Source organism: Dyella sp. 01L423, assembly GCF_056399945.1.
Window position 1 is genome coordinate 841,946 of record NZ_JBFTSI010000001.1, and the last position, 15,713, is coordinate 857,658.

At 64.4% G+C, this 15,713-nt stretch carries 12 protein-coding genes; 6 read left to right on the forward strand and 6 right to left on the reverse strand.

Annotated elements, in window-relative coordinates:
- Positions 1-33: 33 nt before the first annotated feature.
- Positions 34-915 carry a 23S rRNA (adenine(2030)-N(6))-methyltransferase RlmJ gene (locus AC1DMY_RS03830; protein ID WP_477163675.1) on the reverse strand — a complete coding sequence of 294 codons (882 nt, stop codon included), beginning with the start codon at positions 913-915 and terminating at the stop codon, positions 34-36.
- An 880-nt stretch (positions 916-1,795) separates the two neighbouring features.
- Between AC1DMY_RS03830 and AC1DMY_RS03835 the strand changes: the two genes are divergently transcribed.
- The 3 genes from AC1DMY_RS03835 (at position 1,796) to AC1DMY_RS03845 (ending at position 4,908) form a co-directional block, all read left to right on the forward strand.
- Positions 1,796-2,155, forward strand: a complete 360-nt coding sequence (locus tag AC1DMY_RS03835) for a hypothetical protein (protein ID WP_477163676.1) — start codon at positions 1,796-1,798, stop codon at positions 2,153-2,155.
- Positions 2,156-2,236: 81 nt separating this feature from the next.
- Positions 2,237-3,964, forward strand: a complete 1,728-nt coding sequence (locus AC1DMY_RS03840; protein ID WP_477163677.1) for a copper resistance system multicopper oxidase — start codon at positions 2,237-2,239, stop codon at positions 3,962-3,964.
- Positions 3,961-4,908: a copper resistance protein B gene (locus tag AC1DMY_RS03845; RefSeq protein ID WP_477163678.1), complete on the forward strand. Its 948-nt coding sequence runs from the start codon at positions 3,961-3,963 to the stop codon at positions 4,906-4,908. The genes AC1DMY_RS03840 and AC1DMY_RS03845 overlap by 4 nt, the downstream gene beginning before the upstream one ends.
- A gap of 68 nt (positions 4,909-4,976) precedes the next feature.
- Here the strand turns inward: AC1DMY_RS03845 and AC1DMY_RS03850 are convergent, their stop codons facing one another.
- Positions 4,977-5,618: an NAD(P)-dependent oxidoreductase gene (locus AC1DMY_RS03850; protein ID WP_477163679.1), complete on the reverse strand. Its 642-nt coding sequence runs from the start codon at positions 5,616-5,618 to the stop codon at positions 4,977-4,979.
- Positions 5,619-5,788: 170 nt separating this feature from the next.
- Here AC1DMY_RS03850 and AC1DMY_RS03855 point away from each other — a divergent pair, with 170 nt between their 5' ends.
- Positions 5,789-6,685, forward strand: coding sequence for a LysR family transcriptional regulator (locus tag AC1DMY_RS03855; RefSeq protein WP_477163680.1), 897 nt, complete (start codon positions 5,789-5,791; stop codon positions 6,683-6,685).
- A 5-nt stretch (positions 6,686-6,690) separates the two neighbouring features.
- Here the strand turns inward: AC1DMY_RS03855 and AC1DMY_RS03860 are convergent, their stop codons facing one another.
- The 4 genes from AC1DMY_RS03860 to AC1DMY_RS03875 form a co-directional block, all read right to left on the reverse strand.
- A complete protein-coding gene (locus tag AC1DMY_RS03860) occupies positions 6,691-7,806 on the reverse strand; it encodes a calcium:cation antiporter (RefSeq protein WP_477163681.1) in 1,116 nt (371 codons plus the stop codon).
- Between the two features lie 84 nt (positions 7,807-7,890).
- Positions 7,891-8,820, reverse strand: a complete 930-nt coding sequence (locus AC1DMY_RS03865) for a DMT family transporter (RefSeq protein ID WP_477163682.1) — start codon at positions 8,818-8,820, stop codon at positions 7,891-7,893.
- A 53-nt stretch (positions 8,821-8,873) separates the two neighbouring features.
- The gene (locus AC1DMY_RS03870) at positions 8,874-11,033 is read right to left on the reverse strand and encodes an AsmA family protein (RefSeq protein WP_477163683.1); all 2,160 of its coding nucleotides are present in this window, start codon (positions 11,031-11,033) and stop codon (positions 8,874-8,876) included.
- Between the two features lie 100 nt (positions 11,034-11,133).
- Positions 11,134-12,069: a peptidylprolyl isomerase gene (locus AC1DMY_RS03875; protein ID WP_477163684.1), complete on the reverse strand. Its 936-nt coding sequence runs from the start codon at positions 12,067-12,069 to the stop codon at positions 11,134-11,136.
- A gap of 193 nt (positions 12,070-12,262) precedes the next feature.
- Here AC1DMY_RS03875 and AC1DMY_RS03880 point away from each other — a divergent pair, with 193 nt between their 5' ends.
- Together AC1DMY_RS03880 and AC1DMY_RS03885 are read left to right on the forward strand one after the other, a co-directional pair.
- A complete protein-coding gene (locus AC1DMY_RS03880; protein ID WP_477163685.1) occupies positions 12,263-13,087 on the forward strand; it encodes a ParB N-terminal domain-containing protein in 825 nt (274 codons plus the stop codon).
- A 242-nt stretch (positions 13,088-13,329) separates the two neighbouring features.
- Complete coding sequence (locus AC1DMY_RS03885) at positions 13,330-15,660, forward strand: alpha-amylase family glycosyl hydrolase (protein WP_477163686.1); 2,331 nt, start codon at positions 13,330-13,332, stop codon at positions 15,658-15,660.
- Positions 15,661-15,713: the final 53 nt, after the last annotated feature.

The window sequence follows — 15,713 nt, forward strand, 5'->3', positions numbered from 1 at the left end:
AGGTATACGGCAAGTGGAAACCAGGTCACGCGTTCAGCTGGCGCTGTCCTGGGCCAGCCAGTCGAGCCGCCACTGGGCAGGACGTTCCTGCGACAACATGGGCGCCATCGCGCGCAGCGAGTCGCGCAGGGCGTCGTCCAATTTCCACGGGGCGTTGAGGATCACCATGCCCGAGCCGTTGAGGCGCAGCGGCGAATCGTCCGGATGCACCAGCAGCTCCGCACGCAGCACGCGCCGCGCGCCGCAGTGCTGCAACCAGCGATGGAAGGGCTGCACCTGGCTGCGCAGCTTGATCGGATACCACACCGCGTACACGCCGGTGGGCCAGCGCTCCATCGCCGCCTTGAGCGCCTTCTCGATCACGCGATATTCGCTGTCCTGCGCTTCATAGGGCGGATCGATCAGCACCAGGCCGCGCTTTTCCTTGGGCGGCAGCAGCGCCTTGAGTGCCTCGTAGCCGTTGCGCTGATGCACGTGCACGCGGTGGTCGCGGTGGAACAGGTCGCGCAGGCGCGTGGCTTCCTCCGGATGCAGTTCGCATAGCTGCGCGCTGTCGATATCGCGCATCGCGTTGGCCACCTGCAGTGGCGAGCCGGGGTAGAGCTTCAGCCCGTGATCGTTGCCCGGCAGGCGCAGGATGGCGTCGAGCCAGCGGCGCAGCAGCGGCGGCAGCGCCTGGGCTTTGCTGTTGTTCGGAGACAGGTCCGGATACAGCAGGCGCGAAATGCCGTCCTTGTATTCGCCCGTCTTGCCTGCCTCCACGCCGTCCAAGGCATAGCAGCCACTGCCGGCGTGCGTCTCGATGAAGGCAAACGGGGTCGGCTTCGCCTGCATGGCTTCGATCAGCGCGAAGAGCACGCTGTGCTTGAGGACATCGGCGAAGTTGCCGGCGTGGTAGGCGTGGCGATAGTTCATGGGGGTGGGCGTTGGGTGGTTGGACAGTATAGGGGAGGGGGGGGCTGCCGCGCTTTTAGCCCTCTACCCGGAGGGGAGAGGGTTGGGTGAGGGGCGGGTGCTCGCGGGAACGTTTCTATTCGCCATCGCGGCGTCGGCCGGAGGCGCTTTTCAACAGCCGAAGGCTGGCCATCCAGTGGCGTCGGTCTCCGCTTGTTGCCGTGTCGCGATCTGGCTCGCCTGCCGCGGGCTTCCGACCTCCTGCCGGAGGCCGGGTCACTTTTCTTTGCTTGCCCAAAGAAAAGTAACCAAAAGAAAGGGCCCCCCGGATGACGCGCCTTCCGGGCCTATGGCCCGGAAGGTGCGCGTGCGGGTTACGGGGTTTTTCGACAGGACATCCCTGTCCTGTCGAAAAACTGGCCGCGTCCATGCGGCCACCCTTCGGGCTTTCCTCCACCCGCCCGCCGCGTCATACGGGGACCCCACGGGCAAGAGCTACATCACGAGCCAAACCACGCCCGGCGTTGCCGGGCCCCTCTTTTGTAGGAGCGCACCCTGTGCGCGAACGCCGCCCCAGGGCGGCCTTTTAGGCCGCGTTCGCGCACAAGGTGCGCTCCTACAAGGGTGCGCATGCTGTAAGTCGCGATGGCGGACGCCCTTTGTGGGAGCGCACCCTGTGCGCGACAAACCTACGGAGCGGTGCACCCAAGTGTGGCAGTCGCGCACAGGGTGCGCTCCCACAGACGAGCAGGCGCGACGGAGATGGGTGGCGAAAGCCGGCGCGAGGCAGAAATTGAGAACCAGGCATTCGGTGCCATCAATAACGCCAATCGCCCCCCCAACCCAACAAGACCCACCTCCAGAGTTGAGCCCCTACCCACCGCATCGCTATCCTCCACCCATGACCCGCCTCGCGCTCCGCCACCTCCGTCGCTGCCGCACCTTGCTGGTGCTGGCCATGTGCGCGTGGCTGGCGCTGTCCAGCGTGGCCTGGGCGATGCCGCGGCATGACGATTGTTGTCCCGCGTCGACGGCGGCCATGGGCATGATGGCGATGCAGCACGCGTCGCTGGATCACGCGGCGACGCACGCCTCGAACGCCATGTCCGACAGCTGCTGCAGCCACGCTCCCGCGAGTGTGCCGCTATCGATGGTGCCGCACGTGCTGCATGTGCAGGCCGATGGTTCGTCGTGGCAGTCGCATCGCGAGGCGGCGCCGCAACCTGTCTACGATCCGCCGTTGAGGCCACCGGTCGCCTGATTCTCCGTTGAAGGCAACTGGCCGGCACGCGTCGGCCGATTCGATGCGTCTGCAGGCGGACGCGCGACACGGAGCAATGCAATGAACAAGCAGGAACCGCGCGGTTTTCAGCTGCCGCGCCGGCGTTTTGTACAAGGTCTGGCACTGGGCGGCGTTGCAGCCGGGCTGGGCCTTTGGCGCGGCAATGCGATGGCGCAGATGGCGACACCGCGGGCGGAGTTGCGCGGCAACCATTTCGAACTGGAGATCGATGAGCTGCCGGTGGATTTCACCGGTCGCAAGCGCGTCGCCACCGTGGTGAATGGTCAGCTGCCGGCGCCGCTGCTGCGCTGGCGGCAGGGCGAAACGGTGACGCTGCGGGTGCGCAATCGCCTCAAGGTCAGCAGTTCCATCCACTGGCATGGCATCGTGTTGCCGGCGGATATGGATGGCGTGCCGGGCCTGAGTTTCGACGGCATTCCTGCCGGTGGCGAGTACACCTATCGATTCACGGTGAACCAGTCGGGCACGTACTGGTACCACAGCCATTCGCGCTTTCAGGAGCAGACCGGTCTGTACGGTCCCATCGTGGTCGAGCCGCGCGATGGCGAGCGCCATCCGGCCGACCGCGACTACGTGGTGATGCTCAACGACTGGACCGATCTCGATCCGGAAACCATTTACGCGAACCTCAAGAAGCAGAGCGACTACTACAACATCGGCAAGCGCACCGTGGGCGACTTCATCCACGACGCCAGTAGCGCAGGTATCGCCAAGGCTTTGGATGACCGCCGCATGTGGAACCAGATGCGGATGGACCCCAGCGATCTGGCTGACGTTTCCTCCGTCGCCTATACCTATCTGACCAACGGCTGCACGCCGGCCGGCAACTGGACTGGTTTGTTCAACGCGGGCGAGAAAGTGCGCCTGCGTTTCATCAATGGTTCGTCGATGACGTTTTTCGACGTGCGCATTCCGGGTCTGAGGATGACCGTGGTCGCTGCGGACGGGCAGGCCGTCGAGCCGGTGAGCGTGGATGAATTCCGCATCGGCACCGCCGAGACCTATGACGTGATCGTGCAGCCGTCGGCCGATCGCGCGTGGACGATTTTCGCGCAGAGCACGGACCGTACCGGCTATGCGCGGGCCACGCTGGCACCGCGTGCAGGGATGGCGGCTGAAGTGCCTTCGCTCGACGCCCGTCCCTTGCTCGCCATGGGCGACATGATGGGCACGATGGATCACGGCGCGATGGGACATGACATGCCAGGCATGGACATGGGCGGCATGCCGGGGATGGCGATGCCGCATGGCCATGAGGGAGCCGAGCCGTTGAAGTCGGGGCCCGAGGTGGATGCGCGCGTGACCACGCCACGCAGCAATCTCGACGACCCGGGCGTGGGCTTGCGCGACAACGGTCGCCGCGTGCTCAGCTACGCCGATCTGCACGCCGTCGATACGCCCATTGCTCCGCGAGTTGATCGTGAGATGACGCTGCGCCTGACCGGCAACATGGAGCGCTACCTGTGGTCGTTCGACGGCAAGCGCTATTCCGGCGCGGAGCCATTGCGACTGCACTACGGCGAGCAGGTGCGCATCGTGCTGGTGAACGACACGATGATGACGCATCCCATCCACCTGCATGGCATGTGGAGCGAAATCGAGTCGCCGGACGGCAATTTCCAAGTGCGCAAGCACACCGTGATGGTGCAGCCGGCGCAGCGCATCGCCTATCGCGTCAATGCGGATGCCTTGGGCCGCTGGGCCTATCACTGCCATCTGCTGTACCACATGGAAGCGGGCATGTTCCGCGAAGTGGTGGTGACATGAGCCGCTCAACTACGCGATGGATCATGGCGTGTCTTGGCGCGCTGCCGATGAGCGTGCTGGCGCAAAGCATGGATATGCAAGACATGCCGGGCATGGCCATGCCCATGCCCCAAGACAGCGCCACACCATCACACGCGACCCAGCAAACGCCGTCGCCGCATGACGACATGCAGCACGGCAGCCATGACATGACGAAGATGGCGGACGCCACTGCCTTGCCGGCAAACGATCACGTAGCGCCGCCACCGCCGCAATACGTGCTGCACGAGATGTCGCCGTCGCAGATGAACGCGATGATGCAGATGGACGACAACGAGTCGATCGGCATGCTGCTGGTCGACCGGCTCGAACGCAGTCGCAGCACTTCTGGCGACTACGCGACCAACTGGGAAGCCGAAGGCTGGTACGGCAATCCCATCAACCGCCTGTGGCTGAAGACCGAAGGCGAGCGCGGCAGCGATGGCACGCAGGATGCGCGCGTTGAAGCGCTCTGGAGTCATGCCTGGACCAGCTTCTGGGATGGGCAGCTGGGTGTGCGCCAGGACTTCGGCCAGGGACCTAACCGCACCTGGGTGGCGATGGGTGTGGAAGGCCTGGCGCCGTACTGGTTCGAAACGCAGGCCACGTTCTACGTGGGTGAAGAAGGCCGCACCGCGCTACGCGTGGAAACCAGTTACGACATGCGCTTTACGCAGAAACTGATTCTCACGCCAAAGATCGAGCTCAATCTCTACGGCAAGGACGATCCGCAACGCGGGATCTCATCCGGACTCTCCGAGGTCGAGGCGGGTTTGCGTCTGCGCTATGAAGTCAGTCGCAAGTTTGCGCCGTATATCGGCGTGGATTGGGCGCGACGGTTCGGCGATATTCAGAGCGAGCCCGGCGTGCCGCCCGTGCATGCGCGCGAGACAACCTGGGTGGCAGGCGTGCGCTTGTGGTTTTGAACGTGAGCCGCGGGATGCCGACACTCGTCGGCATCCCGAACCTTCCGTAATGACCGCAAGCCCGCACCTCAGTAGCCGACTGTGATTCGCTGACGACGCGCATCGTTCTTCTCGACGCGGTCCAGCAGCGCCACCGCAAAGTCCGGCACGCTGATATGACTCTTGCCGTTGGCGTCCACCAGCAACTGGTCGCTGCCGACGCGATACTTGCCGGTGCGCGGGCCATCTTCGAGCAGCGCAGAGGGACTGATATACGTCCATTCCACCGCGTTCTTGTCGTGGCGGAAGACTTCCAGCGCCTTGATCTGACCTTGGGCCTCGTCCTTCCACGCCGCAGGGAAGTGCGCATCATCGATCACGCGCACGCCGGGCGAAGTCTCCAGCGAGGCAGCGCCGCCTACCCATACCAGGCGCTTCACGCCGGCCTTGGGCAGGTAGTCGAGCACGGTCGCGGCGATGGCCGGAACGGCATCGTTGGAGCCATCGCGACGGGCTGAAATGCTCACAATAAGTACGTCGGAGGCACGAACGGCATCCAGCCAGCTTTGCGGATCGGCGATATCACCGGTGACGACGTTGACGCGGTCGTCCCGGGCGGTCAGGCGCGACGGATCACGCACGATGGCGGTGACATCGGCACCGCGTGCCAACGCTTCGTCGAGGATGGCGTGGCCGACATGGCCGGTAGCGCCGAACAAGGCGATCTTCATGGGTAGTGCTCTCCAGCGGGGATAGGGGAGTGCGGGGGACGATGACGGGGCTGCCGTGAAAAAACTGCCAGCGCCACCAGCAACGCCCAGCATGCGCTTGCGACAGGTGCAGATAAACGCATCAAGTGAGAATTCACTGTAAAGTTTGAGTTGACAGTACGGAGGACGGCATGACCGAGGTCAATCTCAATCGCTTGTCCGTATTCACGGCGCTGGTGCGCGCTGGCTCATTCACCGCGGCGGCCGACGTGCTCGGCATGACCAAGGCCATGGTGAGCCAGCACATTGCCCGACTTGAGAGTGAGCTGGGCGTATCGCTGTTGTCGCGCAGCACTCGGCGCATGACCTTGACCGAGGCAGGGAGCACTTTCCACGCCGCGTGTTTGAGCATTCTTGCCGAGGCCCAGGCAGCGATCGCCCAGGTCGGGCGCAGTCAGGAGCAACCCAGCGGCACGTTGAGGCTCACTGCCACCGGCGATTACGGCACGGCCGTGGTCGCGCCGGCGCTGGCGCAATTCCTGCGCGCCCATCCTTCGTTGCAGGCGGATCTGGTGCTCAACGATCACATGAGCGACCTGATCGCCGAACGCTTCGACCTGGCGATTCGCATGGGCTGGCTGCGCGATTCCAATCTGCGTTCCACCCGCCTGAGCACGTTTCGCCAGTTGATGGTCGCTGCGCCTGAGTATCTCGCGCGCTGCGGGCAGCCGCGTGTGATCACCGATCTCGCATCGCACGACTGGGTCGCGCTCACCCTGCTGGCCACGCCGCTGCGATGGACGTTCACCGCGCCCGACGGCACACGCCGCACCGTGCGCATGCGCCAGCGCGTGCAGGCCAACAACGTGACCGCCGCGCATGCGTTGGTGTGCCACGGCGCGGGTGTCAGCGTGCTGCCGGATTATCTGGTCACGGAAGATATCCGCCGGGGCAGGCTGGTTGTGCTGATGGCGCAATACAGCTTGCCGGTCTGCGGCATCTACGCGGTGTATCCCGGACGCCAGCCGCCAGCGAAAGTGCGCGCCTTTATCGACCACCTGCGCGCGACGCTCGCCGCCTCGGGCTGATGGCCTCAGGCCTGGAACATGTAGAACAGGTAGGCAACGAACAGGATCAGGTGCACGGCGCCTTGCAGCACGTTGGTGTGGCCGCTGGAAAACGTCACCAGGCTCACTGTCAGCGTGAGCAGGAACAACACCAGGTCGGTGTGCTGCAGGCCCAGTTCGATGGGATGCGCGGTGAGCTGGCTGATGACGAGGATGGCTGGAATGGTGAGGCCAATCGTCGACAGTACCGAGCCAAGGAAGATGTTTACCGAGCGCTGCATATGATTGTGGCGCGCGGCACGCACGGCGCCGATGCCTTCCGGTGTGGCCACCAGCACGGCCATCACCAGTCCGGCCAGCGCCGCCGGTTTGCCTAGCGTTTCCACGACGTAATCGATCGGGTGGGCGAGCTTCTCGGCCAGATACACCACGGGAACCATATAGGCCAGCAGGAGCAGTGCGTGGAAGGAGGTGGTGCGCGCCACGCTGCCTTGGATCTCGGATGGGCTCTCGTCGTCGTCCTCCACGGCCGCGAAATAGGCGCGGTGCCGACGGGTCTGCAAGCCGATGAACGCGATGTACAACCCGGCGCAGATCACCGCGAGGAAGACCTCTTGCGCCAAGGTGAGAGTCTTGTGCGGGTCGATGGTGTAGTTGGGCATCACCAGCGCCAGGATGCCCAAAGGAATGACCACGGCCAGATAGGCGTTCGCGCCCTGCAGGTTGTACTGCTGCTCGCGATGCCGCCAGCCACCGACCAGCAGCGACAGGCCCACCATGCCGTTGAGCACGATCATGGTGACGGCGAACAAGGTGTCGCGCGCCAGCGTGGGGTTGTTGGCCCCGTGCAACATGATGGCGGTGATGCTGATCACTTCGATGGTGGTGATCGACAGCGTCAGCACCAGGGTGCCATAGGGTTCGCCCAGCTGTTCGCCGAGGCGTTCCGCGTGTCGCACTACGGCCAGGGCGGAACCCAGGATCACGGCGAACAGCCATGCAAAAATGACGGCGAGCCACAGCGGATGATCGAGCCCGTCCAGCAGTCGCGGACCAAAGAGCAGGAAGGCGAGGGCGGTGGCCACGCTGATGGCGAGGAACCACTCGCGCCGCACGATTCTTGGGAATCCGACCCGCGTCATCGCAAGCACCTCCCCGCAGTCGTGATCGACGCTGGGCGTCGTGCACGTTCACCCGGTGGCGTGAGTCACCGTGGCGACGGCGGCCTATTCAACCACATTGTGGCTTTCGGCCGTGCCCAGCAATTCCGGCTGGGTGGTCGCCGTCTGCTTGCGCGTCAACAGCGGGTGAATAAACACGGCAGCCAGGATCACCGCCACGCCGACATAGAACCAGCCATCCAGTTGGCGCTGCTCGCCCAGCAGCAGTATCGCCAGCACGATGGCGTAGACCGGCTCCAGATTGGTCACCATCTGCGTGCCGAAGGCGCTCATGTGGCGCAAGGCCACCAGCGCCAGGGCGAATGGCAGCAGCGTGCAGCCGAACGAGAGCACCGTCAGCAGGGCGGCGTCATGCAGGCTGGGCAACACGAAGGCGGGCCCTGTGTGCGGTAGCAGCGGTGCCAGCAAGGTGAGGAACAACGTACCCGTGCCCAGCTCGATGCAGGTGACGGTGAGCGGGTCGCCGTGTTCCACCATGCGCTTGTTGAAGGCACTGAACAGTGCCACCAGCAGCGCCGAGAGGGCGCCCACGACGATGCCCATGCGCATGTCCATCGGCACGCCGCCAACGACCATCGCCACGCCAGGCACCACGGCCACGCCGATCAGCAGCTCGCGCGGATCGAACTTGCGGCGGGCGATCCACGGTTCCACCAGCGAAAGAAACACCGGCCCCAGCGCGATGCAGGTGGCACCCACCGAGGCATTGGCGAGCTTGATGGCCGCGTAGAAGGTCAGCCAGTGCAGCGACACCAGCACGCCGATACCGGCGTAGGCCCAGCGCAGTTTCGCCGGCATGTCCCTAAGGCCACGCCACACCCGTGGCACCAGCAGCAATGCGCCTGACACCAGCAGCATGCGCCACCACACCAGTTGCATGGCCGGCAGGGTGATCAGCTTGCCCAGGATGGCGGTGAAGCCCCAGAGCAGCACGCAGAAATGGATCTGCCAGCGGGCCTTGTTGACCGGTTGCATGCACGAATGTCGACGAAGAGGGAGTCCGGCATTCTAGCCGTGCGGCGCGTCTCTTAGTGCGTTCTGGCGGCCTTGGCCTTGTCTGGGAGCGGCGCGGCGCGCGCCTTGGATGCACCGCGCATCTGCTCGAGCACGGTGGCGCAGGTGTTGTCCTGCTCGCCCTTGCTGGTGGCGACCAGCGGCAGCAGCGCGGCGACCGGTGCGGCAAACACGGCCAGCGCCACGGCACCGCCGCCGCGCAAGATCAGCGGCCCCGGCTGCACGCCCACATCGGGATCCTTGAGCGTGCCCTTCACGTAGAGCGGCGATCGCAAGGAGAGGAAGCGCACGCCCTTCGATTCCGGCCGCACGTCGAGGTCCAGCTTTTCGTTGGCGAAGTTGACGGTGCCGTTCACGCGGATGGTGGCGTCCTCCGTGTCGAACACAAACAACTGGGTCTGATACAAGCCGTTGGTGGCCGACAGGTCCGATGCGGCGCAGTTGATCTTCACCGTCTTGTCGCCGAACAGCTTGACGATCACGATGTTCGCCACATTGAGGCCGGCCGTCTCCAGCAGCGCCTTGCTGATCGCGCCGTCGTTCATCAGCAGCTTCAGCTCGCCGGTGGAGGTGCCCATCAGTTCGCTCACCGAATTGCCGCGGGCATTGAGCGCGGCGTCGCCATTGATCTCGCCGAAGCTGGTTTGCATCGGAGCGAATTTCGGGAACAGCTCCTTGAGCTTGAGATGGCGCGCCTTGAGCTTGATGTCGCCCTTCATCGGCGTCGTGCTGCCGTCGAGACGCAGGTTGCTGTCGATCTTGCCGCTGGCGAAATCGAAGCTGAGCGGACTGAGCGTAAGCACGCCGTTGTCCATCAGGACGTGGGTCTGCAACGCATCAATCGGCAGGGCCGTGTCGCGCACAATCTTGGCCGCGCTGAAGGCGACATCGGCATCCATCGCCCGCCATCGGTCGGTGCGGAACGGCTCCACCGGCAGCACCTTGTCGCTGGGTTGCGGCGTAGCGTCGCCTCGTTGATCCTTCTGCGCGTTGGAGTCCGCGCCGATCAGGGGAGCAAGGTCGGAGAAGCGGAGCAACTGCGACTTCACTGCGCCGGTCAATTTTGGACGCGCACCGCCGGTGTCGAAGGCGAGATCGCCCGCCAGGTCGCTGCCGCCCACGCGTCCGCGGAAATGATCGTAGGAGAAATGGCTGGCGCCCTTTTTCAGGGTCGCGCGCAGATGGCCTTCGGTCGCATACGGCGGCGTGTCGGGCAGGGTGACGCCGATCAAGGGGTACAGCTTGGCCATGCTGCTGCCCGAGAACCACAGGCGGATATTGAGCGCGGCCAGGTGCAGCGGGTCGGTGAGCGTGCCCACCATGGCGATATGCGTATCGCCCACATGCATGTCGGCCTGCAACGGGAACGGCTGGTCGGTCTCCTGTAGCGCGAGCACGCCGCCAGTCTTGCCGTTGCCGTCGACCGCGGCACCCTGGTACTTGCCTTGTGCCTGGAAGGCGAACTGGTAGGTGGCACTGGTGTGGCCGGGTTGGTTCTCCTGCGTGCCCGCATCCTTCTCCAGCGTGGTCTTCGCATTGGCGCCGACGGTCTTGCTGGCCTGCTCGCGTGCATCGGCCGATTGCTGCGAGACAACGTCGCCATAGGGGATGGCGCGCTGCAGCGCTTCCATGGTGATCTGCAGTTCCGCCTTGCTGACCGCATCGTTGAGCACGATATGGCCGCGATCAAAACCGATTGCGTGCAGATCGAGTTTCCACGCCGAGGGTGTGGTGCTGTTGGTGAACGCGAACTCCCAGTTCGCCTGGCCTTGCGCGTTGCGCTCCAGGTCAATCGTGGGCTGGGTGAGATACAGCACCGGAATTTCCACGCGATGCACGATCAGCGGCAGCGGCGAAATGCGGAAGCGCAAGGCATCGAGCTGGGCAAAGTGCGGCTGGCTGGTCCAGTCGGGGTTGCCGATGCTGATGCTCTGCGCGATGAACTCCGGCCATGGCACCCAGCTTTCGATGCCGCTGGCGCGCTCCTCACGTCGCCAGCGCACGCTCAGATCGCCATTGATGGCAAACGGCCGCCCCAGCGTTTCGCTGGCGCGTGCGTTGATGGTGGGCTTGAGCCGGTTCCAGTCGAACGTGGCGATGACGATCAACAACACCACGATCAGCGCCAGGCAGACGCCGATGATCCATGACACTATTTTCCAACCCCGCCGCATGCATGGCTCCCGACGCCCTATGGCGCCGCCATCCTGCCAACGCGGCGGGTGAAGGGGGTGTCGTTGTGCAGTGAGGACCGCGGGCGCGGGTTCACTTAGATCAATGCGATGTCTTGGCCTCGCGCACCGGAATGCTCACGCTGCACAAATCCACCTTGTGCACGGGCAGGCGATAGAAATCGTCCAGTCGGTTGCGCTTGGCGTCCACCAGGGCAGCGAAGGTGGCGCTGTCGGTACGCAGCACTTCCACGTGGGGACGCTGGTCGGCGGGCAGGTCGGCGGCGAGGCGTACGGAAGGGATCGCCACGCGCTGCTCGGGCTTTTCATAGAAACCCAGTGGACCCGTGCCGCGCGGCAAGCCGGAGAGGTATTCCATGCCTTGCAGCACGCGACCGACCACGGCGATGTTGCGATCGAGCGCGCGCGGCGACTGGCCGATCACGGCATACAGCTCGCTGCCGCTGCCGGTTTCGGGATCGATGTCGCGGCCCACGCCGACCATGCCGTAGCAATGGGTCAGCCACTCCTGCTGGCTGGCCTTGTCGCGCGCCACCGGGAAGCCTTCGGAAAAGCCGACTTCCGCAGCGTAGAAATCGCCGTCCTGCAAAACCGTGAACGGGAGCTTGGCGTCATAGGGGCGGGTGTATTCCGGCGGCAACTTGTCCTTGGCTGAGCCCAACGACTTGAGCTTGCTCTTGTCGCCCTGGTCGTCGCTGGCCGGGTCGCCCCACTGGGTGACGAAGTTGTCGTGCACGCGAACGATGGCAAGTCCGTCGTAGTAGTGCTCGTGCGCCATGGTGCGGATATTGGCGGCATGCAGCGGCGCAAAATCGGGCGCCAGCTCGATCAGCACGCGCCCCTGGGGCAGCTGCATGACCAGCAGGTTCTGCGGGTCGGGCGTGCGCCATTCCTGCGGCTGGGATTTGGCCAGCAGTTCCTTCGGCGAGGGCGTATGGGCAGGCTTCGCTTCGTCGGCCGCCGCGGTGGCGGACAACGCGACAGCAAGTGCAACGGCAAGGCAATGGCGCAGCAGCATGGAATCCCCCTCGTTGGAAAGCCAGCAAGGTAGCAGAGCCATCCCGGCCTCCGCATGTCTCCCCAGTGGGAGCGCACCCTGTGCGCGACGGCCTCGCCGCAGCCTGTGCACGTTCCGCCGCCCCGCGCAAGCCGCGAAACAAGCGCCCAGGTTCTCTACAATGCCGCCCCTTTGCCCGCTGCAGCACGCTCCCATGGACATCGTCGTCAACGAAGAACTCAAGGCCTATATCGACCCGCTCACCCCGGACGAATATGAGGCGCTGGAACGCAGCCTGCTTGCGGAAGGTTGCCGCGATTCGCTGGTGCTGTGGGGCGACGTCCTGGTGGACGGCCACAACCGCTACGGCATCTGCAAGAAGCACGACCTGCCGTTCAACACGGTGCAGAACACGCGCTTCCAGTCGATGGAAGACGTGCATTTGTGGATGATCGAGCAACACTTGGGCCGTCGCAGCGTGTCCGATTTCCAGCGCGGCGTGCTGGCGCTGCGCAAGCGCGAGATCCTGCAGGAACGTCGCTCGCGCGCCAAGCCGGCGGAACAGGACGCCGCGCCCGCTGACCATATCGTGCCGCCATCCCCAGCCGCCGACGCGGCCGAAGCGCCCGCCAAGTCCGAGCCGCTGCCGAGCCGCCAGTCCATCGCACGCGAGGCGCGCTTGAGCAACAACCAAGTGGTGATGATCGAGAAGATCCAGAAGCAGGCCGCGCCGGAAGTGGTGGCCGCGGTGAAGTCCGGCGTGCTGTCGATCAATGCGGCGGCGGCGGTGGCGACCTTGCCTGAGGACGAGCAGCGCGCCGCTGCCAGCGCGGGCGACGACGAACTCAAGCAGGCAGCGAAACGCGTGCGCGAAGCCAAGCGCAAACCCAAGCCGGTGGTCGAAGCAGGCGAGGGCGAGGACTTGCCGACCCTGCAGCGTCGCGTTGCCGAGCTCACGGCCGAAGTGGCGGAGCTCAAGGCCGACAACGACGCCCTGCGCGAACAGCTCGCTCGCTGGGAGCGCTCCGCCGTCGAGTGACGATTTTGCGGACCTCGTTCGCAATGAATACGTATGCAGCCGCTGGTTGCTGCACTGCGATGCTTTCTAGGATGCAACGCACTGCCGCCCGAAAGGCGGTCGCGCGTGGGGAGTGCGCGCGACCGCGCTGAAGTTGCGAACGACAGTGGTGTTCGCTTGTGCGCCCGCCGCGGCAGGGATGCGCTCCGTGGCGTCGATGCTGTTCGACCTGATCGTCAACGAAGCAGGATGGAGGCTCACCCATGAAGTGCTCGAAAATCCTCGCCGCGCTGCTGGCCTGCGCGGCGCTCGCCGGCGTGCCCGCAACACCGACCCACGCGGCCATCAACAGCATGAGTCTTGGCGCCAGTTACAACGCGCCCAAGACCAGCATCACCTTTCGCGTCTACTCGTCCAGCGCCACGCGCATCGTGTTGTACCTGTATGCGAGCGGCTACGGGGCGCAGGAATCGGCGACCTACGCGTTGAGCTCCGTCGGCAGCGGCGTATGGGCGGTGACGGTACCGGTCTCATCGATCCAGGCAGCGGGCATTACCGGTTCGGTCTACTACGGTTACCGCGCGTGGGGACCGAACTGGCCGTATAGCAGCAGCTGGGGCAAGGGCTCGCAGGCGGGTTTTGTTTCCGACGTCGACGCCGGCGGCAACCGCTTCAATCCCAACAAGCTGCTGCTCGATCCCTATGCGCAGGAAGTAAGTCAGGATCCGTTGAACCCGTCCAATCAGAACGGCAACGTGTTCGCATCCGGGGCTAGCTATCGCACGATGGATAGCGGCATCTACGCGCCCAAGGGCGTCGTGTTGGCGCCGAGCACGCAGAGCACCGGTACCAAGCCGACGCGGGCGCAAAAGGACGATGTGATCTACGAGGTGCACGTGCGCGGCTTCACCGAGCAGGACACGTCGATTCCCGCGCAATATCGCGGCACGTATTACGGGGCAGGACTGAAGGCGAGTTATCTGGCCAGCCTCGGCGTCACCGCGGTGGAATTCCTGCCCGTGCAGGAGACCCAGAACGACGCGAACGATGTCGTGCCCAACTCGGATGCCAACCAGAACTACTGGGGCTATATGACCGAGAACTATTTTTCGCCGGATCGTCGCTACGCCTACAACAAGGCACCCGGCGGCCCCACGGCGGAATTTCAGGCGATGGTGCAGGCGTTCCACATCGCCGGCATCAAGGTGTACATGGATGTGGTCTACAACCATACCGCCGAGGGCGGCACCTGGACCAGCAACGATCCCACCACGGCAACGATCGAATCGTGGCGCGGCCTGGATAACGCCACGTATTACGAGCTGACCTCCGGCAACCAATACTTCTACGACAACACCGGCATCGGCGCCAACTACAACACCTACAACACGGTGGCGCAGAACCTGATCGTCGATTCGCTGGCCTATTGGGCGAACACCATGGGCGTGGACGGGTTCCGCTTCGATCTCGCCTCCGTGCTCGGCAATAGTTGCCTCAACGGTGCGTATACCTCGGCGGCGCCCAATTGCCCGAGCGGCGGCTACAACTTCGACGCCGCCGATTCCAATGTGGCGATCAACCGTATCCTGCGCGAATTCAGCGTGCGCCCGGCCACGGGTGGCAGCGGCCTGGATCTGTTTGCCGAACCATGGGCCATCGGTGGCAATTCGTACCAGCTTGGCGGCTTTCCGCAAGGATGGTCCGAGTGGAATGGCGTGTTCCGCGACAGCCTGCGCCAGGCGCAGAACGAACTGGGCAGCATGACCATCCATATCACCCAGGATGCGAACGACTTCTCCGGTTCGTCCAACCTGTTCCAGGCCAATGGACGTTCGCCGTGGAACTCGGTGAACTTCATCGACGTGCATGACGGCATGACGCTGAAAGACGTCTATTCCTGCAATGGCGCCAGCAACAGCCAGGCTTGGCCTTACGGCCCATCCGACGGCGGCACCAGCACGAACTACAGCTGGGACCAGGGCATGTCCGCAGGTACCGGCACGGCAGTGGACCAGCGTCGCGCCGCGCGCACCGGCATGGCTTTCGAAATGCTATCGGCGGGCACGCCGCTGATGCAGGGTGGGGATGAATACCTGCGCACGCTCCAGTGCAACAACAACGCCTATAACCTGGACTCTAGCGCGAACTGGCTCACCAACAGCTGGACCACGGATCAGAACAACTTCTACACCTTTGCACAGCGCCTGATCGCGTTCCGCAAGGCCCATCCCGCCTTGCGCCCGGCTAGCTGGTATTCCGCCAGCCAAGTCGTGTGGTACCAGCCCAGCGGTGCGGCGGCAGATACCAACTACTGGAACAACACCAGCAACTACGCGCTTGCGTACACCATCAACGGTCCAGCGCTCGGCGACAGCAACTCCATGTATATCGCCTACAACGGCTGGTCGGGCAGCGTCACCTTTATGCTGCCGGCTCCGCCCTCAGGCACGCAGTGGTATCGCGTCACCGACACGTGCAACTGGAACGATGGCGCCAACACCTTCGTGTCACCCGGCAACGAAACCTTGATTGGCGGGGCAGGAACAACCTATGGCCAGTGCGGACAGTCGCTGTTGTTGTTGATCTCCAAGTAACTCGCAAACACGCATCCGCATGGCCCGTACGGGTCGTGCGGATGCGCAAGGGG